This is a genomic window from Chitinophaga sp. CF418, assembly GCF_900142925.1.
Lineage (GTDB): Bacteria > Bacteroidota > Bacteroidia > Chitinophagales > Chitinophagaceae > Chitinophaga.
This window is the reverse complement of record NZ_FRCN01000001.1, coordinates 1-25,299: the sequence shown is the minus strand read 5'-3', so window position 1 is coordinate 25,299 and position 25,299 is coordinate 1. Positions and strand designations below refer to the sequence as shown.

The window sequence follows — 25,299 nt, the reverse complement described above, 5'->3', positions numbered from 1 at the left end:
GTTTGATATATGAACATGATGAAAAAGTTACTATCCATAATTTTCCTGCTGGTTTGCATCAATGTGAATGCACAACAAGTGCAGCCTCCTTATGCAGCCAGGATCAACCGTATTCTGAAGCAACTGCCGGCAGGTAACCAACAGCAGCTGGACAGCTGTATGATGCAGATAAAAGCTTTAGGAGCAGCGGGACTGACTGAAATGGCAGTCATGTTGCATGCTCCGGGTAAAGGCGATAACACCCGCTTGCAATATGCATTGTCAGGATATGCCACCTATATATCAGCTGCCTCCCGGGAAGAAATGCGTAAAACGGCTATACTGGCCTGGTCAAAAGCGCTGAAATTAACGACGCAGCCAGAGAGCAAAATATTCCTGATCGATCAGCTGCAGCTGTTTGGTGATAAAAGTGTAGTGCCGGTATTAAAGCAATATTTATTGCAGCCACGTTTTTGTGATCCTGCTGTTCGTGTATTGATGCAGATAGGTGGTTCCGAAGCATTGATAGCGATGGAAGCTGCGTTGGAAAAAGCGCAGGGTACGTGTGAGATCAGCCTGATAAAAGCATTGGGAGATTTACGGTATCTGGCTGCAGAAAACGGCATTATTAAAAGAGCACAATCTGAGAATCCTGTACTGAGAAGAACTGCTTTGTTTGCATTGGCGAATATAGTAGGAGGAGACAGTGGTCCTATACTGGAAGCCGCTGCAGAGAAGGTGGGATACGGATATGATATAACAGGAGCAACAGCAGCTTATTTATTGTTCGTCGCAAATCTGGGGCATCAGTGGCCTACAGCTCCCGCTATGACTGCGGCTACTAACATATTGAGAAAATGTAAGGGAGATAGCCTGGAGCACGTCCGTATTGCTGCTTTAAAAATAGTTGCAGATATACTGGATTACGATGCCAACAATACATTGATGCTGGCGGCAGACAGTAAAGATCGTGAGTATAGTGCTGCTGCGCTGGCATTGGCTGTGAAGATTATGAACGCTGCAAATGCAGAGAGCTGGATACAGAAAGCAGAGCGTGTTGATGCCGGCAAAAAGGCCGCAATTATTACAATGCTGGCAGACAGTAAGCAACGTGCTGCAATATCTTTATTTACAAAAGCGTTAAAAGATAGCGATCCACAGGTCAGAATGGCTGCGATCAATGCAGCGGGACAATTACAAAGTATAGAGATGATCAGCCCACTGCTGGTTGCAATGAAAACAGCAGATACTTCAACCGTAAAAGCAATAGGAGATGTTTTACTGACCATCAGGAGTAGCGAAGTGCCTGGCCATATTGCAGTAGCCATGCAGCATGCACCTCCATCTGTACAGGTTATCCTCTTACAGTTACTGGCGCAAAAACAGGCGGCAGGACAGGAGCGCTTTATACGACTGCTGCTAAACAACCCTGATCCGGCAGTTGCACAGGCCGCAAAGTCAACACTGTCGGCTATTGGATTGTAAAAAACGTTTGTGGCATCCTATTTGATATTTAAATCATATCTAATAACTGTTTATAATATCAATCTATATTAAATCACTATCAATCGGCTCTATTATGAAATCACTCTTGCTTCTGCCCATGCTGATGCTGGGGATATTATTCACTAGCTGTAAAAAGGAAGAAATTATTCAACAGGAAGTAGTCCAGCCTAACCGCACTATCCTTTTTGAAGTGAAATCCACAGCATGGAAATATGACTCACAAACCAAAACCTATTTTGCAGAGCTTCCAATCGACGAAATAGATAATGACGTAAACCAAAATAGTGGCATACTGGTATACATATCTTCGGATAAAGTAACCTATGAAGCTATTCCTGATGTGTTCAATGGCTCTACTTTCGTATACAGCTATACCACAGGTAGCCTGTTCCTCGAAGTGCAGGGAGCTGATGGATCTACCATTAATCCCCCTTCGAATACAATCTATGCGAAGGTTGTACTTGTAGATTCGGATCCTATTCCATAATAAATAGTAGTTTATAAAAAGGGGGAAGGTGATCATATCACTTTTCCCCTTTTTTTATGCCCCGCCGGTAGGTAACCTTTAGGTAAGCGGTATACTTGCGGAAAGCAGGGGCTTTCTGCTTGTTCGTTGCAGTATCTTTGCCATGGTTTATTTATGCACTTAAATGCATAGTATAACAGTTGTAGGTTTAAACAGTTGCTGGTTTAGTCTTATACCGGCATTTTTTTTAATATCCTCCTTGCCCTGATAGGGAATTCTCAATTAATGGTGCATTATTGCTCTTTGCTTTTTTCTGTTGCCGTCTATCCAATATTAGCCCTTATGTATTTTGATTTTGAACTTTCAACCTATATTTTTGTCTGATTAGTGAACAGGGGGATTCACTACCTATAAACTTTCATGCTTATTATGGTTCGGAAATTACTGAATGCAACAGGTCTTTTACTAGCACCTTTTTTACCGTTGGCCGCACAAAGCCAATATGAACTGAACAGTGGGTGGCAGTGTAACAATATTGCCAAGGTCACTGTGAAAGGAGAGGCGCTTTCTGCACCTTCCTACAAGCTTTCAGGCTGGCTGCCAGCCACTGTACCCGGTACGGTGCTGACTACGCTGCTCAACAATAAGTTGGTGCCTGATCCCTTCTATGGAATGAACAACCAGCAGATCCCGGATATTTATACCACGGGCAGAGATCATTACACCTATTGGTTTGTAAAAGATTTCACTGAACAGCATCCTGCTGCCGATGGGCAGGTCTGGTTGCATTTCAGGGGTGTAAATGATGGTTGTGATATTTACCTGAATGGTCACCGTCTGAATGCAAATACCCATTTTGGAACATATCTGCGTCATTCTTATAACATTACGCAATGGTTGTCCAAAGATGGTAAAAACCGCCTGGCAGTGGTGGTATATCCGCCTGCTGTAGTGGGAAATCCCAATGGTGGTCAGGGTGGTGACGGAACCATTGCGAAGAACGTTGGTCCTCAGTATACTGCAGGATGGGACTGGATCCAGCCAATGCGCGACCGTAACACCGGCATATGGGATAAGGTGACCATCGAGAAGACGGGCGCTGTGCGCATCAAAGATCCACAGATCATTACAAAAGTGCCTGGTGTAAGATTGCCGGAAGGCAAACAGGCTCCTGCCAATATCCTTGTTGCTGCTACACTGGAGAATGCAACAGCAAAAAGCGTAGAAGGTACGCTTCGTTATACACTGGCGGGCAATACTATTTCCCGGAAGGTGACACTGGCGCCCAATGCTACGACTACGGTACAGCTGCCGGACATGGAGCTGAAGCAACCAGCACTCTGGTGGCCAAGCGGTTATGGTCCTCAGCATATGTATAAACTCCAGCTGGAATTTGTGGATAATGCCGGTGTGGATGATACAGAGGATGTCAACTTTGGTGTAAGGGAAATTCAGACCTATTGGAACGCGCACACCAATAGCCGCGAAGTAGCTGTAAATGGCCAGAAGGTATTCATTAAAGGTGGTAACTGGATCACCTCCGACGCTATGTTCCGCTTCAGTAGGGAGCGCTACGATGCGGAAATACGTTTTCACAGGGATATGAACCTGAACCTGATCCGTATCTGGGGTGGAAGTCTGACCGAAAGACCAGAGTTCTACGAAGCCTGCGACAAATATGGCCTGCTGGTATTCCAGGACTTCTGGATGTCAGGCGATTGTAACGGCAGATGGGTAGACCCTATGAAGAAAGAAGATCAGTGGACGCGCCGCCGCTACCCTGATGATCATAACCTGTTCATTGAATCAGTGGCTGACCAGATAAAGATGTTGCGTAATCATGCTTCCCTCGCTTTCTGGTGCGGTGGCAATGAAATCACACCTCCGGTAGATATCCTGGCAGCTATTAAGGACTCCCTGCTGCCTTCACTGGATAATACCCGTTTCTTCTTCCATTATTCCAACACAGACAGTATGTCTTACAATACTTTAGGAGGTAATGGAGATGGTCCCTATAATATACAGCCACTGTCTGTTTTCTGGAATGAAAGAACATTTCCTTTTAACTCAGAAGTAGGATCTGTAGGCGTAGGCGACTATGAATCACTGGAGCGTTTCATTCCGGCAGCGAATATGAAAGCGCCGCAGAATGTAAAAGATGGAGTGGATTCCGTATGGGATTATCATAAATACATTCCTTACTTCGATTTTGTAGATCCGTATGGCAAACCCAAAGATGTAAAGGACTTCGCCAACAAAGCACAGCTGGTGAACTACGATCAGTACCGCGGCCTGATGGAAGGATTCAGTGCTCATATGTGGGACTGGTATACAGGGGTGATCATCTGGAAAACCCAGAACCCATGGACAGCTTTACGCGGACAGATGTATGACTACTACCTGGATCCTAATGCCTGTCTGTATGGTAACCGCACAGGGGCAGCTCCGCTGCACGTCATGTGTAATCCTGTAGATGGTAATATATATACTGTAAATAACACCTTTGGATACTATACTGACGTAATGCTGGAACTGAACGCCTACGATATGAAGGGGCAGAAAAAGCAGCTTACCCAGGTATTCACTGAGATCAGTCCAAAATCATTACAAAAATACCTTTCTGTAAAAGGAGCTATAGAAAGAATGGGTGCGAAGGAAGGGATGTTCCTGTCAGCCCGTTTAAGGGGCAAAGACCAGCAGATCCTTGACGATAACCTGTACTGGTTCCCCGACAGCACCGGTAACTACTCCGGATTGCAGAAAATGGAAGCGGCCAAAGTACAGATCGTGGCACAAAAGGCTGGCGCTGATAGTATTAGGGTAAAGATCAGCAATCCAGCCAACGGGCCGGTCGCTTTTTTCAACCGCGTATCGCTGGTGGATAGCAAAACAAAGAAGCGTATCCTGCCTGTTTTCTATAATGATAACTATGTATCCGTATTGCCTGGTGAAGAGAAGGTTGTGACTATCAGTGGCGAAGCGATCGGGAAAAGCAGTAATGCAGTTGTGACTGTTTCCGGATGGAATTTGTCAGAACAAACGATCAATATCGCTAAGTAAGCTTGATGACTTTTTAATGACTTTTTAAGATTTCAGGGGTCGGAAATAGCATTCCGGCCCTTTTTCATTTTTACCTGAAAATGGGTATTTTTTACCTTTTTTGACCGGGAATGAGTATTCCTGTCCACTAAAAGTGAAAAAAGTTTAGGAGCCTTTTTATGCTCGCAAGTCCTTGTTAATGATAGATATTACATGGTTTTTCTATCTGGTTCTCTGATATGGTCTTATTCTATTATTAATATAAAAAAATATTAATAAATAAACTATTTACTATATTTATAATCGGTTTACACCTATTCCAAGTATTATGCCAATAATGAGATTGTCGTTTTTATCTGATTTAGTAGATTTTTCCGGAATCCGGAACGTCAGGAGCTGGTCGGCCAATGGCAGGTGTATCCCTATGAAAGCATTTAAACGGAATCTTATTTCAAAATATTGTTTGAAATACTATCGTAATAATATTAAGAGTTTTGATGAATATTCAGCAATGCGGCAATATTTCTTATTAGTAATTATTGGTATCTCAGCGTTATTAGTTGGATGCGGTGGCGGAGGCGGTGGTAAAGAGACTACATGCCCTACGCAAAACGCCGTAATAAATTCTAACGCTCCTTTGGGCCAGAATGACGTCCTGAAATTATCTGTTTTCGGTATCGCTGAACCTAAAAGCTATACCTGGGAAGGACCAAACGGCTATGTATCTCATGAAAAAGCGCCTGAAATACCTAATCCCCCTAAAGGGAGCCAGGTATACACACTCAGTGTGGTAACCAATGGTGGATGCACCTATACAGTTACTTCAGGTTCTATCATTGTAACAGGTCCATGGAATCCCTGTGGTCTGGATAGTAACGTGTTAAAGATCAACCAGGTGACTCAGGTATCTTTCACCAGGGTGCAGGGAATGGTTTCCGGTTCTAACTACCTTATTCAGGCGGATAATGGTGGTCTGGCTTTAGCCAACTTTGAATTCCCCGGCAATCAGCCTCCTACTGAAGGGCAATATACTGTGGAAGCAGGTACAGGCGCTATAGGCGCTGGTAAAGCAAGGGTAGTTTTCAATGTAACCACGCAGTCGCCTTTTACCGCGACTCAAGGTACTGTATATGTGGCATTGAACGGTACAACCACAATGGTGAGCTTCTGTAATGTGCAATTCACTTCCACCAACAACGGAGCACAGAACACTACCGGTGGCGCCAACATTATGTGGAAGCCCTGATGACCTGATCCAAACGGGACATTATTTTATCTATAGCCAAATAATTGAGGGCATATTGCCAGGCATTCCTGGTGATATGCTCTTGTCTTTTATAAATTGCCAGACAGATACCTTCTTTCAAGGCATCTGTATTTTCCGCTTCTATTACAATTCCGATATTATTTTCCTTCACAAGTGAATACAAACTGGTATGTTCATTGGCTGTTACCAGTGCGAGGCCACCCACTGCCAGGATAGTGGTCAGTTTTGAAGGCATAACCAGATCGCCGGCACTGGCTTTCTGAATCACCAGGTGTACATCTGCCATATTCAGCAAACGGTTAAATCTGTCAAAAGGTTCCGGATCGCGGAAGTAGACGTTGTCCAACTGTGAAGTTACAGCCTGCTGCCGGAGTTGTTCCCGGTAGGGACCGGCACCGCATATCAGAAATTTTACGCGGGCATCCTTTTTCATGCTATCAGCTACCTGAAGGATCGCTTCCAGCCCCTGTTTCTCTCCGATAGCGCCGGCATATAATATCACTTTGTCAGTAGCTGAAAAGCCGTATTCGGTTTTAATCTGAGCCCTGTTTTCCAGTGGATGGAAAAACGTCACATCCACCCAGTTGGGGAGAAAAGATACTTCCTGTCCTATTTTCCCCTGTACCTTTTTCATCATGCCGTCAGAAATACTGCTGACAATATCCGCATGACGCAGTATAAATCTTTCCATACGGAACAATGATCTTATGAGAGAGGGAGAGGATATCATTTTCAGGTCGCGTGCGGCTTCGATCTGCAAATCCTGGATATGATAGAGAAACCTGGCTCCGCGAAGCTTTTTATAGAGCACCGCCAGTAATCCAAGATGAAAGGGCGGCGCTACCACCACTACTATGTCTATCTTACGGGTGAGCAGTTGTTGCAATAGTTTCATTGTCACAGACAGTCCAAAGGAGAAGTCCATCAACAATCTTTTTTTTCCTGTGGGCTGAGAGGGAATATATTGTGGACATCTGTAAACAGTAATATTGTTATTGTCTGCCACCTCTTTCCTGAACCAATACCGGCTTTTCTGATAAGGCGCCTGTACCTTCCACTGAGGATAGTGGGGGAACGATGTAATAACAGTACAATCATAGCCATTGTCCGCCAGCCATCTGATCATCTCGCCATTATATTTTCCAATTCCTGTGAGTTCAGGTGCATAGTTTCCACCTATCAATAGTAAACGTTTAAGCATATATCGCTATCAATAGGCGTTTTTGTCTCCTTTTATCATATTCATCAATGTCTGGAAAATGATCTGGCAATCCAGCCAGAAGCTATAGTTCTCTATATACCAGATATCCAGATCCACACGTTTCTGCATCTGCCCGGAAAAACGGGTTTCGCCTCTGCAGCCATTCACCTGTGCCCAGCCGGTAATACCGGGTTTAACCATCTGCCTGAGCATGTAGTGTTCCACCGTCTCTCTGGCTTCGATATGCAGTGGGGTAGCATGTGGGCGCGGTCCTACAAAAGACATGTTGCCCATTAATACGTTGATGCATTGTGGCAGCTCGTCCAGGTTAGTTTTACGTAGAAAGCGCCCTATATTTGTTACACGTTGATCATCGCGTGTAGCCTGCATGAATTTCCCGTTTTCGTCCATTTCCGAGGCTTGTACTTTCATAGAGCGGAATTTATAGCAGGTGATCTTTTTATTCTTAAGCCCCCACCGCTCCTGTTTAAATAGTACAGGACCTTTGGATGTCATTTTTATCAATATTGCGATCAGTATAAAAAGCCAGCTAAAGGCTATAAGAACGAATAGTGTGAGGCAAATGTCAAATGCCCGTTTCATGCGCTGATGGCCGGGATCATCCAGGGCGAACGATCTGATATTTACGAGAGGGATATTGCCCAACAGATTCATACTCGTGGTAGGTGTATAATATTGATGTACATCTGCAATGATCTTGACCCTTTTAGCTGCTCTTTCACTGGCAATGATGATCCCCGCTGTTTGTTCCTTTGCTGTTTCCGGCAGCGCTACTATCACATCATCAATTTCATTGGATTCGAGGATGTGTGTCAGCTCAGAGAGCTTACCCAGATAACGGCCGTTTATCTGCGCATTGCTATGATCATCTACAAATCCTACACAGTTATAACCAAAATGATTATTGGCAGTAATGGTGTCATAGAAATTCATGCCTGTCTGTCCTGTACCAACAATCAATACATTGGTGGGATTGGTGTGATGAGCTCTCCAGCGCAACAACAGCTTCTTCACGATGTACTTCGTTGTAATAATGCCGGTAAATAAATATCCGCCATACAGCAGGGTGAAGGTACGGGCATAAGGATATAATTTAAAGCAGTAAAAGAACAGGAAAGAAAACAGGCAGACATGTAGTAAAACATTTTTGAGTATCACTACAAACTCAATAGCGAAAGATGTCGTCTTCTGGTAATCGTCATACAGGTGCAGGGAGGTGCCGGTTATTGTCCACGTAACGAGACTGACAGCGAGTAAAAATATGTTGAAGTGTGACAGGAACACATCACCCTTTGCTGCGATGTACTGTCTTGTTAATAAAAACGCGGCAGTCAATACTATGTAATCAACAGTCTGCCTTAAAAACTGACTGGCATGAATACGTTGTTTCATAAGAGTATCGGTTTATAAGCGTTAAGGATAAATCGTCGGGATATGCGGATGTGTGAGCCTGTAGCTGATGATAGGCTTTGGGGATTCAGGTAATACAATGCAAATAGCTTTATCTGTGTGAAATGATGTGGATGTTATTTCTTTCTTTTATATAGGAGATCCATCTGCAGGATCTGTAATTCGTCTGTCTGTAAGAATCCTACCGGCGCTATAAATTCGAAGCCGAGTTCTTTAACATAATTGTGCATTTCATCGAACAGCGGTTCTCCGTCATACATCTGGACAAACGAGGTTTCAAACAGCAGATAGTCTATTTGTCCGAGACAGTTTGCTGCCCCCTTTAGTACCTCCTTTTCAAAACCCTGTACGTCCAGTTTCAGTAATACCGGATGTTTGACAGGAATATAAGGCAGCAGGTCGTCGATGCATTTTACGGGAACACTGATCTGGTCAGCTTCCGCCGTTTGCGGCATGAGTTGTTGTTGTAAGGAGGATACATGCAACGCTGAACTGGCGTGTGAATAATGATTAGCGTAAAAGTCCAGTGTTCCGCTGGTGCTGCCCAGCGCAAAGTTGTAAGTGCGAATGCCAGGTACATTCCGGGTATTCTGCTTCAGCGCAGTGTATACGGCGGGTATGGGCTCAAAGGAATGGATACCTGCTTTAGGGTAAAAATGCACCGCCGATAAGGCAAATTGCCCCCTGTTGGCGCCGACGTCCAGAATAGTGTTGAGCTCTGGAATATAGCGTTTACAGTTGTGCAACAGTTGTGTGGAAGCAATGGACACGCCTTTTTTTAATAGCGACGTTAATCCTCTGCCGGATTGTGAGAAAACTTTAGCAGCTTCTGCTAACTTGAAGATAAGGTTCATGACAAAAATTTATTGTTCCAGCAATCTTTATAAAAACGTATTGTTTCCCGTACGCTCTTCTGCCAGGTGAATGAACTGGCTTGTGTAAGACCGGCGTGTATAATCTGCTGCCGGAATGTCCCATTTTCCAGCAGTAATATTTTTTCCGCAAATGCTGCTGCAGTTATTGCAGTGGTAAGTAAGCCTGCATTGCCTGTTACTTCAGGTATGGAAGTACAGTTGGAGGCCACAACCGGGCATCCCGCTTTCATGGCCTCGCCTGGTGGAAATCCAAATCCTTCATAGGATGAAGGGTAGAGGAGGCACCATGCATAATTGTAAAGTGTGTTCATGTCGGAGGGAGGCACATGCTCTATGATAACATAACGACCGCGGATCTTTTCTTCGGCCAGTAGTTGTTCCTGCTTTGTCCATGTCCCACCGCCAGCTACAACCAGTTTATAATGTGCCGGTAATAGTGCAATGGCATCTAATGCGATGTTGAAATTCTTGTAGTTGTTCCGGCCGCCTACATACAATATGTAGGGAGATGTTACCCGTGCAGGTAATATAGCAGCGAGACCAGTTTTATTCAGCGGGAAAAAGGTATCAGCAATTCCATGATATACCACTTTCAGTTTCGCAGGATTGGTATCAGGATAGAAATGCAGGAGTTCTTTCCTGGTGCTGTCAGAAATACAGATAATACCATCGGCCCGTTTTATGCCATAGGCTTTTTGTCTGGTGTTTACCAATCCACGTGGAAAAGGAGTAGCAAGCTTCCGTTCATGGGCGAAGTCATGTACGGTCATGATGTTCACAATATTCTTTTGCGGTGATACGCGCAGGTAGCCACCGTGGAAGACAGCATAAGGAGGTAAGGTATACTGAAGGGGCAGGTAGCGCAGATATTTCGGCGGGATCCAGCTTTCACGGATACAGGTATGACGCTGGTAATCCAGCTGTTGCTCAAAGATATTGGCAGGATTTAATCCTGCGTTCAGGAAATTGACTGCCAGTCTTGCATTGCACATACCTTGCAACAGCTCATACCAGTAGACGGATACGCCACCGGCTTTCTGTATAGTGAAAACGATATTGTCGAGAAATATCTGCATAAAGCCTAGTAAGAATGATCTGGTTTGTATACTGTCAATGATGGTGATTCGTCCGGTTCATAAGCGCATAACAGTGCAGTGATGATCAGGAAGAGATCTATCTGGCTGAAGAAGAAACACACCCATATAAAAGCAAAATAACTGCTCTGAAAGAGGGTGATTTCCGGTTTGGTCTGTGTAAGTATTGTAAAGAAGATGAGTAATGAGAAGACGCCGAATTCAGCTAGTATATAAAACCATCTCATATTGAGATTATGTCCGCCTATTCCATTCAGCCTGTTCTCATAGTTCATCTGTCCGAAGAAGTATTGTGCCGGAATAAAAGTACTGTTGCCCGCGCCATACCCCGACAGCAGCAGGTAGGGCTGATCTTTGAGGAAGTCCACTACCGGAAGCTCCATATCCCGCTGCAGCGGCATCCCAAGTATCACATTGTTTTTCTGCCAGAACTCGTTATCGTAGCGGTATACGGATCTTTTAAATACCAGCTGATACATGGTGCTATTCTGGTTTTTAGCATACAGTTTGATAAAGTAATCTTTGCTCTCGGCGATAATCAGGAACAGCCCGATAATAATTCCCAGTGTACCCGCTATTTTGAGCCTGGTGGAAGATATCCGGGATACCACCATAAAAATCAGTGTAGCCGTCAGCATATTGATCCAGAATGTCTGTGACACTGTCAGGATGCCCATTAGCAGCGCAAGCGCTGCCATCCGGTATTCTTTATCTTTCAGGAACAGGGGAATACACAACGAAAGAAATGCGCTATACACTTTAGGCTCTCCGAATAAGGCCTGTACGCGGATGCTGAAAATGAATGTGGAGGCTTCCATCATATACCGTTGCTGCATGCCCAGGATCTCTCCGAGCGTATCATTGCGTAAGATCATCTGGCAGAATATCTGCAGCGCAGCTATAACGAAAGAGAATTTTGCGATCCTTTTCATCACGCCGGAGAAGAACTCAAATGATATCCGCTCCTTTTCCTGCAGTATCTTGGCTCCGATCGCAAACAGGGGCAGATATGTTTTTATGTAGAAATAAACCGGTCGCAGATAGAAGGCTGTTTGTTTACCCGGTGGATAATAGAATGGGTCCCTGTAGAATTGTACGATCAGGAATATCGTAAAGCTCGACAAGGCCGGAAGGATCAGCAATAACAGGAATTTTCGGTGTACGTAGATCTGTCCCTTTATGAACAGGTGTATCTGCTCAAACATGAAGGCGATGCTCACAAAGAAGGTGGCCGTAAAGGTAGGTCCGACTTTGAGCATCGTGTAGGCCTCAGTGGCAAACGCATACAATATCGCTTCCAGCGCAGTGATACGGTTATTGTAGTGCAGGTGTAACAAGGTACCCGCAATGACCAGTGGCATGGTTTCCTTGAAAACCTCCACATATATATTGTTGCTTACAAGTATATCAAAGATTGTATCCGCCATAGCATTTATGATATGCGTTTATACAGGTTATACAGGAGTGCATTTTTTTTGATGATCTTTTTAACCATGTAGAAGAGGGGATTGCATTTAAACACTGTCTCAATTGTGTATGCATCTGCTTCCTGATCTGCAGTAATTTCGGCCGGATGTGTGAGCTGTGTAATAGTGCCGTATATCATCTTTTTAAACCATACTGGTTCGGTTCTGGTGTGTGTTGCCTCTTTCCCGTAACCGATATTTCTGATCAGGTTTGTGTTGGGCGTTATAGCAAGTCCCTTGTTGAAAAGTAACGTCAGGAACCATTGAGTGTCCCAGGTATCCATTTTTTGTTCATAGAAGGACTCCAGGTCCCATGTGAATTGTAGAGGAAGGTCATCCTGAGGCGCATTCCTGTACCTGAGCAGTGTGAAATCATAGTATTTCCAGGCCCTTTTCCAGGTGGCCCATCCCCATATATGTGCGTAACGCGAGAAATAATAGGAAGCATTTCCCCTGGTAACGCCGGCCTGGTAATTAGTGCCCCCGATATGCATCACCTGTGTATTGTCACGGTAGCGTTCCAGCAGGTCCTCACAGAAATTGTAGAAAGTCGGATCAGGCAAACAATCGTCTTCAAGTATGATCCCTTCCTCCACCTGTGAGAAGAACCAGTCTATAGCGCTGCTTACGGCGAAGGCGCAACCAAGGTTCTGGTCTCTGAATAAGGTATGTACTTCGCAGGGCCAATCCAGTCTTTGCAGTATAGCATCCCTGGTTTCCCGGCACAAAGTGGCTTCTCCGGGTTTGTCATGACGAGGTCCATCTGCTGCAATAAATAACTGTTTGGGGTGCTGCCCGCGTATACTTTCCAGTATCCGTATCGCCTGCTGCGGACGGTTAAATACCAATAATAAGATAGGTGTATTCAAGTTCAGTTATTTTATAGCTTCCAGTGCAACTGCATTTTCAAATCTCGATGCCTCTTCTACAAGCCTGAACATTTCATCCGGACAGTCATTAAAGCTACAGGTCCGGACATGACTAAAACCTGTCTGTTGTAGTATATTGGAAAGGGATGGGGTATCCCACATATACAGGTGTTCCCTGTTGCCGAGCGTGGTTTGCAGCAATCCCTTCAGTCCACGTAATCTTTGTTTTTTTCCCAGCATGGTTTTCTCCAGGAACTTTGTATTGGCTTCCTGGTCGTTGTTGACAAGGTCCTGCACATATTCCCTTGCTGCGCTTTCGAGGTCAGGCACCACACAACGGAAGTAGCCGCCGGGCTTTAACATTTGATAGGTATTACGAACTGCCAGCAGGCAGTCATCATATGCGAGGTGTTCAAGTACATGAGAACAGTATACGCCATCGCAGGAATCCGGAGGAATGCCGGGCAATTCTTTCAGGATATCTCCCAGTAACACATCTTCCGGAAACGCGACATGCATTCTGTTTCTGAGCAGACCACCTATCAGGGGTAGCTGCTGAAAACGAAGGGTAGGGGAGGCATCAAAATTCTTCCAACCTTTAGGGGCAGAAAAAGGACCACAACCGTATTGGACATATAACTTACTCATGATGCATGTTTTTAAAGAAATAGGTATAGTAGGTCTTCGCGAAGATGGCATATCCCGTCTGTTGCATGAATTGCCCCAGTTCGCAGTGCTGCATGTCAGAAAGCAGGAAAGGATCAGACTCAACGAGTATGTAGGCTGGTCTGTACTTTTCCCAGTTGTTGGATCGCAGGACATCCATGTCCAGCCCCTCGGCATCGATGGTCAGAAAGTCAATAGACCTGCCGGCGGGCAGGTAGTGATCCAGGATGTCTGCCAATGGCCATGTCTCGATCTTTCTTTCTTTTATTACACGATATTTTGGATCCTGTGTATATTCTTCCACTTTATGAGTAGAGAACGTATTTAAAGCCGGTTCATTGAAAATATGGTAGGTCAGGTGTTGCCTGGTGGCAGATACACCCATTTCCAGGTTGACATCCTGTGGCCGGTACCTGTCAAACAAAGCTTTGGAGCCAGGCATGGGATCTATGTTAATGCCTGTCCATTTCATTTTGTGGAACAGGTAAGTATTCGATACACGGAACGGATGATGCGCTCCTACATCTACATAGATACCATTGGTCTTATTATCAAATATCCTCTTCAGTATAAGATCTTCTCCCTCTGAACTATAAGCGGGCGCGAGATACCGGATCTGTGGGGCAACTCTTGAGGCTAGCGTGGCAATTATTTTTTTTACACTCGTCATTTCGTCAAATGCTTTTCACGTATTACTGTTAGAAAATTGTCTGCAAATAGTTTCAGCGCATCGATCATATATCTTGTGTCCGCCAGCGCCAGTGCCGGGGACAACATCTTTTGTATAAGTGATAGCAATTGTCCTGTTTTGTCCAGTATCACCAGGGTGGACACAACAACCATATAAGATGCAACGGTCGCTATGGCAGCACCCACTCCGCCCAGAGATGGGATGAGCAGCATGTTAATGGCTATGTTTACAACAAGTCCTGCACAGCTGGCGTACAGATTTGTTTTGTAGGCGCCCTCTATCAACTGGTACTGCATTAAGGCCGTGCTCAGGAAAACCGGAATATTGGCCCAGATATGAATGGAAAGAATGATCCCCGATTTTGGGAATTGAACACCATATAATACCTGGGTGACCCTGGCTGAAGAAAAGGTCATTACTACTGCAATCGCTACACTTACCCAGAACGACAAGCGTAACCATCTTTCCATCGCATGCAGATAAGCGGATATGTCGTCCTGTCTTTTGGCTATCAGACCTGGCAACAGCGCGGTAGCCAGCACCGTAGGAAGTGCGTACCATAGCTCAGATATTCTTGCTGCTGCGGCATATTCCCCCAGCTGCACAGGAGTGCCAAGTGTGTCAAGTAACAGCTGATCGGCTTTTACATAAAGCAGTATCAGTATGCCCGTGAACATCAGTGGCCAGCTATGCAGGAACAGGTGTTTTATCTCTGACAAACTAATAACCGTAAAAAGGCGGTGACCCTCTTTCAGGTAAAAGATAAGTATAGTGAGATAGGTCAATAGCAATTCAGCAAATGACAGCCATACAAATTGAAGCAAAGTGCCATCGATGTAGACAAATACAATTTTGATGATGCAAAAGACTACAAAGAAGCCGACCTTGGGAATGATTACTTTCTGTACTTCATTTTTCGCCTGGTAGAAGTAGTCGAATACGTCAAAGCTTAGCAGGATGATATTTAATGCTGTGATGATTGTACAATAAAGGTATACCTGTGAGTGCCGTTTAGTGGCAAACACAATAGCTGCGCAGAAAAGAAACGCAACAATACCGGCTGCAAAACGTATGGCTAATGTAGATGCAATGATCCTGTCATGTCTTTCCGGACAGGATACCACTTCCTTCACTACCACCTTGTCGAGGCCCAGTATAGCAAGGCTGCCCACTATTGCCGTTAAGGCAACGGCATAGTTCCATATGCCAAAGGCCTCCGGTCCGATATGACGGGCTATCGTTGCGATAGTGATGAGACCTATGAACAACCTGGCAAGTTTATCTACCAGTAACCAACCGCTGTTTTTGAATATCTTATGCAATCCGCTGTTTCATTTTTTTAGCAAATGTTGACCACATCCTGGTTTTATTACCATCATCAGAATAAGAATAATGATCATAATAGTAGTAAGGATAGAAGGAATCCTGTTCTATGCCATTGAAAATGACCCCTGTTTTCCGGAAGAAGCTCTCCCTGACGTTTTCGGCTACAGCCGTCATCTTGGACTTCAGCGTAAAGTTGTAGCGTACCATAAACAGTGTACAGTCTACATATGGCGCGAGGCTCTTCGAGTCTGATACTATGCCGATCGGAGCTGTATCAATGATGATATAATCAAACCGCTGTTTTAATGTTTCCAGTAATGTCTTCATCCGGTTACTTTCAATCAGTTCAACAGGATTTGGTGGAATGGGGCCGGAAGAGATCAGGTACAGGTTCTCCGTACCCGGTACTTTTTTGATGATCTCATCTATCGTTTTGCTTTCCACCATGTAACTGGTCACGCCAATCTGATTGTCCAGTCCGAGAGAACGGGATAATTTCGGTTTACGCAGATCCAGTTCCAGCAGTATGGCTTTTTTATTGTTAACAGTAAGTGCATTGCCCAGATGCGCTGTCATGAAGGTTTTCCCCTCGCCGGAAATGCTGGAGGTGATCATAATAGTAGCAGAACTGTGATGCTCATTCAGCAGGAAGCGCAGGTTTGTACGAAGGTTAAAGATCTGTTCCAGCAATACCGACCTGTTATGCAGCGACATATCTTTCCCTTTTGTTTCATCCTGGTAAATCTCTGCCATCACCGGCCTGCCAAATGCCTGTTCTATTTCTGACTTATCAAGTACTTTATTGTTCAGGAAATATTTGATATAGACGTATACTGTACAAAGCACAAGAGCGGCGGCAAGGAAGCTCACAAATACCAGTGTCTTTTTAGGCGACTCCGGCTTGGAAGGCACAAATGCCGGCGCCAGCACTTTATTGTCGGTAACATTACTGGCGTAAGAGATCGCCGCTTCTTCTTTTTTCTTCAGCAGATGGAGATACAGATTCTCCTTTACACTCTGTTGTCTTTTAATATTGATGTACTCACGTTCATAAGCCGGGATATCGGCAATCTTGGCCTGTATCTGGTTCACTTTACTCTGCATCTGGTTCTGCGCTACACCAGCATTACGTTTATATCCGGAAATGTAATTCTTGATCGTGTTCTTGGCATCATTGATCTGTGCGTCCGTATTCTGCAGTATCATACTGCCCGGTTGCAGGGAGAGGGAAAGCCTTTTTTTCTCCTTCAGCAGTTCCTCATACCGGTTGATCATACCCGTCAAAGCCTGATCCACATTGCCCAGCACCGGCGCAAACGGATAGTCTGTACCGGGATCATTAATATAGGACTCCATCTGGTCAAATACAGACAATTGCATATTGGCGTCGTTCAGCTTCAGATCGGCTTCCTTTACCTGTTCCAGGGCTAATTTGGAACTACCTTCTATGTCTGTGATACCGCGTTGTACCTTAAACTGTTCTTCCTGTTTTTCGAGGAATCCCAGCTCATCTTTAAGTGAATCGATACGTACATTGAGAAAACGGATAGTTTTGAGGGCTACCCGGTTCTTATCGTCGAGGGTGTATTCATTATAGGTGTCCAGCAATGCATTCAGAAAATGCGCGGTGCGCGCGGCTATCCTGTCTTCGTAGGTCACCATGACAACGGTAGCGTCCCTATTGACCAGGGCAGTACCAATGTCTTCTATTTTCTTATAAGCCAGTTCCTCTACAGAGTCGATCCGTACCCTGTAAGTATTATGGGCAGCATCAGGAACCGTTGGATCAAAAATGATGCTGAACTGGTTATTGTTCACCATAAAGGGCTCACCGGAATGTATATTGAATGTGCTGCGCCCATCATCGTGCGGATTATTCACCCACTTTACCTGCAGGAGGTTCTTGTCTTCCCTGATATCAAAAGTATAATTGCCTATATGTGTACTGTCGCCCAGAAACTGCAGTGTGAGAGGGTTCTGTTCATAGATCTCCTCATTACGGAAAGTACCTTTCACATAGTAGCGTACATTGAAACGATTATCGCGGATCACCTTTTCAACAAGGATGGGAGATTTAAGCACTTCCATTTCATTCTCGATATTTTTCCCGCTGTTGAAAAGGGATAGAGACTTCAGCAGATCTGTTTCCTCCCCGTTCTTTTTCTCATCTTTGAGATACAATTTGGCGCTCGACATATACCTCGGCCGTGCATACTTGAGATAGGCAAAAGCACCGCCTGCGGCTATCAGCAGAACAATGAGATACAGGGGCCAGTGGAATAGCAGTTTTTGGAACAGATCGCCAAGATCTATTATGGCATTTTTATTACTAATTTCTTTGTTGCGGTTCATGTGCAGTATCAATTTGCGGAAACAATGACGATGGTGGTGATCAGTGACAGAATGCCGATAGCTGCAGGTAACAGCTGTACTATTTTTGAAGTGTTGAACTGTTTGTTAGGGCCTGGCTTTACATATATCACATCATTATTATTCAGATAGTAATAAGGAGAAGCAAGCGTTTTACCATTATTCAGGTTCAGCGTGGCATATGTTTTTTGTCCATTCACCTCACGGATAATCATGATGTCGTCCCTGAGCGCTGTTACATTCAGATCTCCCGCCATACTTAATGCGTCCAGCACCGATGCTCTTTCGCCGGAGACCCTGTAAGAACCGGGGTGAGCCACATCTCCCAGTACAGAGATCCTGAAATTGGCGATACGGGTCGACACATAAGGATTGCGGATCGTCTTGTTTAACTCCTGTGTGATGAGATCGTTTATTTCTGTTGTGGTTTTATCCTTTACGTATACTTTACCGATCATTGGAAGGTTTATATTTCCTGCGCTATCTACAATATACCCCGCGTCCATACCGTTGGCAGATAAAGGGGATGAACCGACCGATGCGGGATTTAATATGAGCGAAATGTCTTTGTCGATCGTTGTGATAGTGATCTGTAGTATATCCCCGGATTGCACTTTAAGAGGCTGCAACCTGTTAGCAGATTCTGTTCCGGTGGCTTTTTCGAGGTCATTGAAATAAGTTATCTTTTTAGTGTTGATACAGCTTGTAAGAAAGACGAGGGTAATAAATAACAATAAATAGAATTTAGCTATCATATCTGATTTCGATTAATAAAACAAGGTGATAACAGTTGCTGATTGTTCGTACTGATAACCTGCGTTATGTGGTGATTTGATTATTAACGACAGTAACAAGACCCGGTGCTGGTTTTCTGAGTAGCCGCTTTCTGAATATTTCCTGCAGGGGTAGCTCAAAATAATAATGAGTAAGAATACTTAGCGGGATCAACACTGAATAGAAAAAAAGCAATGCAAACGGAGAATGAAAGACCTCCCTGCTAATTCCGATTGTATCGATCCCAATAAATAATGCTACCATTAGGGGGAAATGTAGCAGGTATAATGCATAACTGGCATTCCCCAATACCATTGCCCATTTTACTTTCAGACTTCCCCTTATTGTTTCCGACAATGCAAGCGTTAGAATTGTAACCGGCGATATAATGGTCCGGAAGAAAGTATTTCTGGACAGGCTGTACAAGGCCATATCAAAGGTGTCATCCTTGCCGGGTAGTACCTTTTTCATCAGCAGCAGTGAAAAATCCCTGACATAAGAAAATGCATATTCTGTCAGGACGACCATCCATAATGCAACAGCAGTAATAGTTACGATAGTCGTGATCCTGTGTATGTTTCTTCTTTTAATAAGCCATGCGTAAAAATAATAGGTAAGTCCCCCAAGAAAGAATGAGTAGATGCCCTGGCCTATCATAGAATAAAAATGTTGTATAACAGCGCCTGCCACCACGATTGCCAGCAGGAAACCTTTATTATGATGCAACTTTTTCCAGCTAATGAGAAAGAACATCAGATATAGCAGCAGTTCTACTGATACAGACCAGGAGGGGCCGTTAAATCCATTGAGGGCAGGTGTGCTTTCAAATCCCCAGCTATGTATTACAAACAGATTTAACAGAAAGTGATAGGTGTCATTATTCTGAATAATGAAAGTATGACCATTCATGCTAACCATCATGTATTGCAGCACTATCAACGATAGCAGGGTAATAAAGTGAACCGGGTAAAGACGGGTGAGCCGGTAGCACATGAAATTACTGAAAGGTGTTTTCCTGTCAGCTATTTTATCTGCATAGAACCAGAAGAAGATGAATCCTGACAAAAGAAAGAAAAGGTCTACCGCGTAAAATGCATGATTATAAAAAATGGACAGGTAGGGATATAACGGCAGTCCCAGTTCTTCCAGTGGTTTGGTCTGTAAGGTCTGATCCTTATAAAAGTAGAACTGCCAGTGGCACAGGACGACAATAAGCGCAGCAAGGCCTCTTATAGCATCCAGGCTAAAAAAATATCGTGGTGAAGACGTGTTAGAAGTCATGGAGTAGCGATCAAATAGAAACAATAAGACACCTTATAATGATTGGGGCACCATTATGCAAGTAATAACTTGACGGACTTATTGATTATCGCATTCTCAGATTGAGGCAAGTTAAATCAAAAATATCATATGCGCAAAATTGCGAAAAAAGTTGAGCAGATAGAATGACTCCTTTGTCATATTGATATACAGTAGAGAAGCACCTGAACGCATATGTTATAAATTATCGCGAAATGAACAATATTTATAATTATATGTAAATTGGAAATCGGTATATTGCAATTGTTAGTGTGGATAATGTTTAGCATGATTCCGGAGTGCCAAAATGAACGACGATTTTTAAAAGTCAAACAAAAAAGTCAAACATTTTGGAAATGCAAAACACATTCGAAGACATCAAAATATATGGTGAACGTTTAGACCAGGAATGGTTCGTTGGGTTCAAATTTTATTGTGCACAACGGAAAAAAAAGAAACGTCCCCAAGTCCGTCTCGGTATCAATTATTATAACACTGTTAGAGAGCGGTCGAAAGAGGCTGAAAATGTTAAGGCCCTGGTAGAACAGTGCTTGAAGGAGGGGTGGAATCCGTTTGAAAGTAGTATCAAAGAATTTATTACCGCACAACAGACAAAACCACAGGGGCCAATAGGACTTAACGACGCAAGGCAGATGAATTTTGTTGAAGCGATTACCTGGGCATATAAAAAGAAAGATCTCAGGCGGAATTCTAAGAGATGCTTCGATCCCTTTCTTAAAAAGGTGATTGCGGCAGCGACAGATCTATGCATTCATACTATGCACATTAGAGAGGTGTCTCGATATTATGTTAAAGAATTGCTTGATCGAATGAAGCTAAACCGGCAGAGGTTTTATGATACATCTCAAGAACCGCAGTATAAAGGCAAGACGTTCACCCCTAATCTTTATAATAGCTATTTAGCTATGCTATCCTGCCTTTTTTTTGAATTAGAGGACTCTGACGTTATCGAGTACAACCCTTGTGAGAAAATTACCCGAAAGACGCCAATTGACTTTGGAACTCATCGCCATCCTACTGAATTGGAAGTAAAGCGAATTAAGGAGTTTCTGGCCGAGAGGCATCCGCAATTTTTGAGTTTATTGAGGGTCGAGACGGTGACAGGCATGAGGCCGAATGAAATCTTGGATGTAAAGTTCTCAATGATTGATTACCTCAATAGCACCATTAATATTTCAGACGCTCTTTATAACGAGGCCGGTGAGCTCATTAGCAAGACCCCGGCATATCGTCGAGTGCCGGTGCCTTGCTTCCTGTTAGAGTGGTTCAAAGAGAGAGCTATAGGACAGCCGGATTCCAACTATATTTTTTCCAGACGCTTCTGCCCCGGGCCTCATAAGCTAACTGCGCATTGGGTAAGTGTATTGTGGCGGCAACTTATCATTGAGGATCTGGGGATAAAGGTTAGTTTTTATAGCTTTAAAGGGTGGGGCGGAGATGCTAAGCGGGATGCCGGTATTGATATAGAGGCTGTTGCTGCTTCATATGGCCACACAAGCACCAACATGGCCAGAGGAGTATACTTAAAGAAAGAGGGAGAGCGGCTGCGTAAGCAAATAATTGAAAAGACGCCAGATCTATAAACAAAAAGAGAGTGTAGTTGATACACTCCCTTTTTGTTTACCACATATTCAGGTATTCGACGCTCCAGTTTCTGGCTTTATTCATTGGGAATTATCTTGATTGACGCGTATTCTCCGGGTTTATTAAGAACAGCTTGTGGCTTGATGACATATCTTTTGTCATTTTCGCTCAGGTTGGATGCGGTAACAAGGATTTTATAATCTTTTACTTCCGACGCATCGGGGCCATAGTACATGCTCTCTATTTTTGAAGTAGCATCGTAGTAATCTATATCAAGGCTGAACTGGTTTCCAACATAATGAATGGAGCTGGTTATTCCTTCTTTAACTTGCTCAGAGGTAGCCTGGTAAGTAACCTCACCAGGTCCTAATATTTTCTTTATTTCCCTTATGTTCTTTCCAATAATTTTGGAAACATCAATTTCCTTTTTATTCGATTTGCCATCTAGTTTCGATGCCCCATCATCGCTTAGCGGCTCTCCTGTGTGGGTATAGCTATATTTGCCTGTTCCTGAGACGTCTCCATAGCCGCAGCCGTTGGCTGTTAGTATGAAGATGGACATTGCAATAACATACTTAGTTAATGTGATCATGCGTTGTTTATTTGAAACAACAATACACTAACAGGAATTATAATTAGTTAATTAGAAGTTAATGATAAAATAAAGCATATATTATAAAACAATTTCATCTATAAATTAAATTAATTAACTAATGGTTAACTAATTTTAGCAACCAAAGCCATAATATTGCAGTAAGGGTCTTCAATTATGATGTTTGTTAATGGTTTGTAACGGTGGTCCCAAACGCCGTTTTTGGTCAGGCAAATCAGTTCAACGCTCATTTATAATTCCTATGCATACCGCACGCAGATACATTGCGTTTGCTGTACAGACTATTGTTATCGTGAATATATTTCCACGATGGGGGATAAGGGCATCTGTGTCCGCCTATAGGTTATGAAATGTAAACGTTTAAAATTCCGTCTATGAAAGACATGGTTGTCAGGAAAACCAGCATTAAGAAGAAAAAAAAGAAAGACAAGAGGGCTATTGTTGAGGGTCAGGCAGCCAAGAGTCTAAATTGTCAAGTATTAGACTTGATTTTTGCTTTATCAGAAGTTTCGCATCCCTCACAGAAATCCCAAGTTTCTCAGCTTTCATAATCGCAACCTCATCAAGAAGTGTCGCAACCATTGCCATAATGGGGTTCATTTTGTCGCCAGGAGGTGGAATGGCAGCGGGGTCTGTTTCGTCAAGAAAGTATGCCGCTCCGACATTGAAAAATTTCGTTAATGCCTTAAGGCTCGTTAGCTGAGGCTTTGCCTTGTCTGTTTCCCACATCGAAACATTAGTTCTATCCACGCCCAACTCGGCAGCTAACTGTTCCTGCGATAGCTTCATGCTTTTTCGCAGGCTTCTGATTTTTTCTCCTACAGTCATTTATGTATTAGTTAAAATATTATCTGAAAAAACACACCAAAATTTTTGCTCGTTTCACGGCATTCACTACATTTGTAGTGTTGTCGCTGCAATTGAGATGACAATATATCGCAAATATAGTGTCTAGAATACAAAAAATGAGCATATGATTATCAAAAAGCTATTAGCAGAGTGGCACCGCACCATAAACGAAGATTTACAGGGTGTGCCGGTAGCACAGATAGCTGAAGGTACAGGCTTGAATAGGCAGACAGTTAAGAACTACATGACCCTTAGCAATCAGGAAAAATTTGACGAGAAAGTAATACTCAAAATCAATGAGTATAGGAATAAGTATTTCGAAACAGCTAAGGCCCTGACAAAAGCATAATTCATATGACCACTGAGGCTATCATAGAATTAGAACAAAACGCATTGGCACTCCGGAAGATTGCTGACTTAGTTCTGAAGCAGGTGCGGGAAGTAAAAGCAACTGCACCTGCCAGGGCTAAACGTAACAAAAAGCAGACGGACGGAGTAGCGGATTTAAAAGCCCGCATCCTAACGGGACACATCAAACCTCGCAAATAATTATTTCATCATCCATATAATTCCAAAGTCATGAAAGCACTCACAACATTCTTAGTCCTCTTTTTCTCAGTTAATGGTGTATTCGCACAACAATATGTCGTTTCTGAAGTTTCTCCGCAGCGCTCAGGTTCGGGTGATACATTATTGCCTGGTGAGCGAACAACGATATCATTTCCTATAGCATTTAGGCCGGGCTCCCTCAAGGGCGATGACAGGCATTTTTTCGTCACTTTCATCTATAATGATGGTGGTGGCTGCCTAAAGAAGTCATGGTTTGGATTTAAGTCTAATAAGACATATCCGAGACAGTCAGATTTAATTTGCGAAGCGGCGAACATTACGCACAGGACCCCTGGAGATGTATACATAGTGGGCGTAGATAGTATCTGCAAGGCAGATTTCGAGGAACTTACTAAGAAGTAGTGCGATGAGACTTCTAGAGCTATTAACCACAATATTTAAACCATCTCACATGGACTATACAGCTTCTGCAGTGACTATTAAGTCCGCCCACTTTACTGACAATGGAACTGAGATTCTATATGAGAATCACCGTAAGGCAACGTCTGCCTTGTTGGTAATGTCTCATGAGCAAGTAATTAAAGCGTTACACGCAGCGCAATACATTACCGGTTCGAGTGGAGTAGACTTAATTAAGGTACCAATGCCCGCGCCTGCGTATGACGTTCCTTGCGACACCTGGTTGGATTTAGGCCGCTTCATGCACTACAACTTAGATGCGGAAATGTCCATGAACCTACTTCTTCACTACCTGAATAAAATCGCAGTATAAAGCTATAAACCATAACCTATGTCGCTTTTTATCACGTGTGTATTGGCATTGTTAATATTCGTCTCACCGTATGCGGTGTTCATGCCGGGACGATCTAAAAAGAGATAGCATGAGTGTACGCAGCATATTGATGGCACCATCTTTCAATGATCTGAATAAGTATGAGTGGTTAGTGCTGATGACAGCTTTAACAGATCACTGCCGGTTGGATGCTGCCAGGTTTGAAGAGTTCCGGGAGATGGTGCAGCGATGGGAAGATAATAAGCCAGATGGCATGCCCGAATACGGCTCAACATTGCGGAGTGAAGAATTTGGAGTTAGAAGTACGAACAGCCAATGATCCGCGGGTGATATCCATCACTCGCTCTATTATGCAACTCATTAATTAACATAAACAAACATCGAATTTTTATGTCAGTTGATAATAAAATTGATTTATCGGGTAAGTCGAACTACGATCTGCGGTACCTGATCCGGTATACGGAGTACAAGCAGCAGGCAGGGGAACAGCTGTTGAAGCAGGACCCGTCGAACGAAGATCTGCGGTACCTGATTGAGTATACGGAGTACA

Annotated in this window: 24 protein-coding genes; 10 read left to right on the top strand and 14 right to left on the bottom strand. The window is 43.7% G+C overall.

Annotation, left to right across the window (positions count from 1 at the left end):
* Positions 1-18: 18 nt before the first annotated feature.
* The 4 genes from F3I09_RS00120 (at position 19) to F3I09_RS00105 (ending at position 6,236) form a co-directional block, all read left to right on the top strand.
* A complete protein-coding gene (locus F3I09_RS00120) occupies positions 19-1,464 on the top strand; it encodes a HEAT repeat domain-containing protein (RefSeq protein ID WP_188133625.1) in 1,446 nt (481 codons plus the stop codon).
* A 94-nt stretch (positions 1,465-1,558) separates the two neighbouring features.
* On the top strand, positions 1,559-1,972 hold the full coding sequence (locus F3I09_RS00115; RefSeq protein WP_149693013.1) for a hypothetical protein: 414 nt from the start codon (positions 1,559-1,561) through the stop codon (positions 1,970-1,972).
* Positions 1,973-2,380: 408 nt separating this feature from the next.
* Complete coding sequence (locus F3I09_RS00110) at positions 2,381-5,011, top strand: glycoside hydrolase family 2 TIM barrel-domain containing protein (protein ID WP_223233087.1); 2,631 nt, start codon at positions 2,381-2,383, stop codon at positions 5,009-5,011.
* A 616-nt stretch (positions 5,012-5,627) separates the two neighbouring features.
* Positions 5,628-6,236 (top strand): hypothetical protein, encoded by a 609-nt coding sequence (locus F3I09_RS00105; RefSeq protein ID WP_149693011.1) that lies wholly within the window; start codon positions 5,628-5,630, stop codon positions 6,234-6,236.
* On the opposite strand, the gene F3I09_RS00100 is transcribed toward F3I09_RS00105, so the two are convergent.
* The 12 genes from F3I09_RS00100 to F3I09_RS00045 all read right to left on the bottom strand — a co-directional run bounded on the left by F3I09_RS00100 (position 6,220) and on the right by F3I09_RS00045 (position 20,301).
* Positions 6,220-7,458: a WcaI family glycosyltransferase gene (locus F3I09_RS00100; RefSeq protein ID WP_149693010.1), complete on the bottom strand. Its 1,239-nt coding sequence runs from the start codon at positions 7,456-7,458 to the stop codon at positions 6,220-6,222. The two genes, F3I09_RS00105 and F3I09_RS00100, sit on opposite strands and share 17 nt — an antisense overlap.
* A gap of 9 nt (positions 7,459-7,467) precedes the next feature.
* Positions 7,468-8,871: an undecaprenyl-phosphate glucose phosphotransferase gene (locus F3I09_RS00095; RefSeq protein ID WP_149693009.1), complete on the bottom strand. Its 1,404-nt coding sequence runs from the start codon at positions 8,869-8,871 to the stop codon at positions 7,468-7,470.
* 134 nt (positions 8,872-9,005) lie between these two features.
* Complete coding sequence (locus F3I09_RS00090; protein WP_149693008.1) at positions 9,006-9,743, bottom strand: FkbM family methyltransferase; 738 nt, start codon at positions 9,741-9,743, stop codon at positions 9,006-9,008.
* Positions 9,740-10,840 (bottom strand): glycosyltransferase family 1 protein, encoded by a 1,101-nt coding sequence (locus F3I09_RS00085; protein ID WP_149693007.1) that lies wholly within the window; start codon positions 10,838-10,840, stop codon positions 9,740-9,742. Before F3I09_RS00085 ends, F3I09_RS00090 begins: the two co-directional genes overlap by 4 nt.
* Positions 10,841-10,845: 5 nt before the next feature.
* Positions 10,846-12,285, bottom strand: coding sequence for a hypothetical protein (locus F3I09_RS00080; RefSeq protein ID WP_149693006.1), 1,440 nt, complete (start codon positions 12,283-12,285; stop codon positions 10,846-10,848).
* A gap of 5 nt (positions 12,286-12,290) precedes the next feature.
* Positions 12,291-13,193: a glycosyltransferase family 2 protein gene (locus tag F3I09_RS00075; RefSeq protein ID WP_149693005.1), complete on the bottom strand. Its 903-nt coding sequence runs from the start codon at positions 13,191-13,193 to the stop codon at positions 12,291-12,293.
* A gap of 6 nt (positions 13,194-13,199) precedes the next feature.
* Positions 13,200-13,841: a methyltransferase domain-containing protein gene (locus F3I09_RS00070; RefSeq protein ID WP_149693004.1), complete on the bottom strand. Its 642-nt coding sequence runs from the start codon at positions 13,839-13,841 to the stop codon at positions 13,200-13,202.
* Positions 13,834-14,529, bottom strand: coding sequence for an FkbM family methyltransferase (locus F3I09_RS00065; protein ID WP_149693003.1), 696 nt, complete (start codon positions 14,527-14,529; stop codon positions 13,834-13,836). The genes F3I09_RS00070 and F3I09_RS00065 overlap by 8 nt, the downstream gene beginning before the upstream one ends.
* Positions 14,526-15,872 carry a flippase gene (locus tag F3I09_RS00060; protein ID WP_149693002.1) on the bottom strand — a complete coding sequence of 449 codons (1,347 nt, stop codon included), beginning with the start codon at positions 15,870-15,872 and terminating at the stop codon, positions 14,526-14,528. Before F3I09_RS00060 ends, F3I09_RS00065 begins: the two co-directional genes overlap by 4 nt.
* Complete coding sequence (locus tag F3I09_RS00055; RefSeq protein WP_149693001.1) at positions 15,865-18,228, bottom strand: polysaccharide biosynthesis tyrosine autokinase; 2,364 nt, start codon at positions 18,226-18,228, stop codon at positions 15,865-15,867. The genes F3I09_RS00060 and F3I09_RS00055 overlap by 8 nt, the downstream gene beginning before the upstream one ends.
* Positions 18,229-18,236: 8 nt before the next feature.
* Entirely contained in the window at positions 18,237-19,001 is a 765-nt protein-coding gene (locus F3I09_RS00050) for a polysaccharide biosynthesis/export family protein (protein WP_149693000.1), read from the bottom strand.
* A gap of 64 nt (positions 19,002-19,065) precedes the next feature.
* The gene (locus F3I09_RS00045) at positions 19,066-20,301 is read right to left on the bottom strand and encodes an acyltransferase (RefSeq protein WP_149692999.1); all 1,236 of its coding nucleotides are present in this window, start codon (positions 20,299-20,301) and stop codon (positions 19,066-19,068) included.
* Positions 20,302-20,675: 374 nt separating this feature from the next.
* Between F3I09_RS00045 and F3I09_RS00040 the strand changes: the two genes are divergently transcribed.
* Positions 20,676-21,923 carry a tyrosine-type recombinase/integrase gene (locus F3I09_RS00040; protein ID WP_149692998.1) on the top strand — a complete coding sequence of 416 codons (1,248 nt, stop codon included), beginning with the start codon at positions 20,676-20,678 and terminating at the stop codon, positions 21,921-21,923.
* Between the two features lie 77 nt (positions 21,924-22,000).
* On the opposite strand, the gene F3I09_RS00035 is transcribed toward F3I09_RS00040, so the two are convergent.
* Together F3I09_RS00035 and F3I09_RS00030 are read right to left on the bottom strand one after the other, a co-directional pair.
* Positions 22,001-22,516, bottom strand: a complete 516-nt coding sequence (locus F3I09_RS00035; RefSeq protein WP_149692997.1) for a hypothetical protein — start codon at positions 22,514-22,516, stop codon at positions 22,001-22,003.
* Positions 22,517-22,972: 456 nt separating this feature from the next.
* The gene (locus F3I09_RS00030) at positions 22,973-23,365 is read right to left on the bottom strand and encodes a helix-turn-helix domain-containing protein (RefSeq protein ID WP_149692996.1); all 393 of its coding nucleotides are present in this window, start codon (positions 23,363-23,365) and stop codon (positions 22,973-22,975) included.
* Positions 23,366-23,510: 145 nt separating this feature from the next.
* Here F3I09_RS00030 and F3I09_RS00025 point away from each other — a divergent pair, with 145 nt between their 5' ends.
* From F3I09_RS00025 to F3I09_RS00005, 5 genes are all read left to right on the top strand, one after another.
* Positions 23,511-23,735 carry a hypothetical protein gene (locus F3I09_RS00025; RefSeq protein WP_149692995.1) on the top strand — a complete coding sequence of 75 codons (225 nt, stop codon included), beginning with the start codon at positions 23,511-23,513 and terminating at the stop codon, positions 23,733-23,735.
* A 5-nt stretch (positions 23,736-23,740) separates the two neighbouring features.
* Entirely contained in the window at positions 23,741-23,935 is a 195-nt protein-coding gene (locus F3I09_RS00020) for a hypothetical protein (RefSeq protein WP_149692994.1), read from the top strand.
* Positions 23,936-23,965: 30 nt separating this feature from the next.
* On the top strand, positions 23,966-24,358 hold the full coding sequence (locus tag F3I09_RS00015) for a hypothetical protein (protein WP_149692993.1): 393 nt from the start codon (positions 23,966-23,968) through the stop codon (positions 24,356-24,358).
* A gap of 49 nt (positions 24,359-24,407) precedes the next feature.
* A complete protein-coding gene (locus F3I09_RS00010) occupies positions 24,408-24,728 on the top strand; it encodes a hypothetical protein (protein ID WP_149692992.1) in 321 nt (106 codons plus the stop codon).
* Between the two features lie 109 nt (positions 24,729-24,837).
* Entirely contained in the window at positions 24,838-25,068 is a 231-nt protein-coding gene (locus F3I09_RS00005) for a hypothetical protein (protein WP_149692991.1), read from the top strand.
* The last annotated feature ends 231 nt before the right edge of the window (positions 25,069-25,299 follow it).

Coding starts and splice junctions, on each gene's coding strand:
- F3I09_RS00120 (WP_188133625.1), top strand. CDS start 19: ATGAAAAAGTTACTATCCATAATTTTCCTGCTGGTTTGCATCAATGTG.
- F3I09_RS00115 (WP_149693013.1), top strand. CDS start 1,559: ATGAAATCACTCTTGCTTCTGCCCATGCTGATGCTGGGGATATTATTC.
- F3I09_RS00110 (WP_223233087.1), top strand. CDS start 2,381: ATGGTTCGGAAATTACTGAATGCAACAGGTCTTTTACTAGCACCTTTT.
- F3I09_RS00100 (WP_149693010.1), bottom strand. CDS start 7,458: ATGCTTAAACGTTTACTATTGATAGGTGGAAACTATGCACCTGAACTC.
- F3I09_RS00095 (WP_149693009.1), bottom strand. CDS start 8,871: ATGAAACAACGTATTCATGCCAGTCAGTTTTTAAGGCAGACTGTTGAT.
- F3I09_RS00090 (WP_149693008.1), bottom strand. CDS start 9,743: ATGAACCTTATCTTCAAGTTAGCAGAAGCTGCTAAAGTTTTCTCACAA.
- F3I09_RS00085 (WP_149693007.1), bottom strand. CDS start 10,840: ATGCAGATATTTCTCGACAATATCGTTTTCACTATACAGAAAGCCGGT.
- F3I09_RS00080 (WP_149693006.1), bottom strand. CDS start 12,285: ATGGCGGATACAATCTTTGATATACTTGTAAGCAACAATATATATGTG.
- F3I09_RS00070 (WP_149693004.1), bottom strand. CDS start 13,841: ATGAGTAAGTTATATGTCCAATACGGTTGTGGTCCTTTTTCTGCCCCT.
- F3I09_RS00065 (WP_149693003.1), bottom strand. CDS start 14,529: ATGACGAGTGTAAAAAAAATAATTGCCACGCTAGCCTCAAGAGTTGCC.
- F3I09_RS00055 (WP_149693001.1), bottom strand. CDS start 18,228: ATGAACCGCAACAAAGAAATTAGTAATAAAAATGCCATAATAGATCTT.
- F3I09_RS00050 (WP_149693000.1), bottom strand. CDS start 19,001: ATGATAGCTAAATTCTATTTATTGTTATTTATTACCCTCGTCTTTCTT.
- F3I09_RS00045 (WP_149692999.1), bottom strand. CDS start 20,301: ATGACTTCTAACACGTCTTCACCACGATATTTTTTTAGCCTGGATGCT.
- F3I09_RS00040 (WP_149692998.1), top strand. CDS start 20,676: ATGCAAAACACATTCGAAGACATCAAAATATATGGTGAACGTTTAGAC.
- F3I09_RS00035 (WP_149692997.1), bottom strand. CDS start 22,516: ATGATCACATTAACTAAGTATGTTATTGCAATGTCCATCTTCATACTA.
- F3I09_RS00030 (WP_149692996.1), bottom strand. CDS start 23,365: ATGACTGTAGGAGAAAAAATCAGAAGCCTGCGAAAAAGCATGAAGCTA.
- F3I09_RS00025 (WP_149692995.1), top strand. CDS start 23,511: ATGATTATCAAAAAGCTATTAGCAGAGTGGCACCGCACCATAAACGAA.
- F3I09_RS00020 (WP_149692994.1), top strand. CDS start 23,741: ATGACCACTGAGGCTATCATAGAATTAGAACAAAACGCATTGGCACTC.
- F3I09_RS00015 (WP_149692993.1), top strand. CDS start 23,966: ATGAAAGCACTCACAACATTCTTAGTCCTCTTTTTCTCAGTTAATGGT.
- F3I09_RS00010 (WP_149692992.1), top strand. CDS start 24,408: ATGGACTATACAGCTTCTGCAGTGACTATTAAGTCCGCCCACTTTACT.
- F3I09_RS00005 (WP_149692991.1), top strand. CDS start 24,838: ATGAGTGTACGCAGCATATTGATGGCACCATCTTTCAATGATCTGAAT.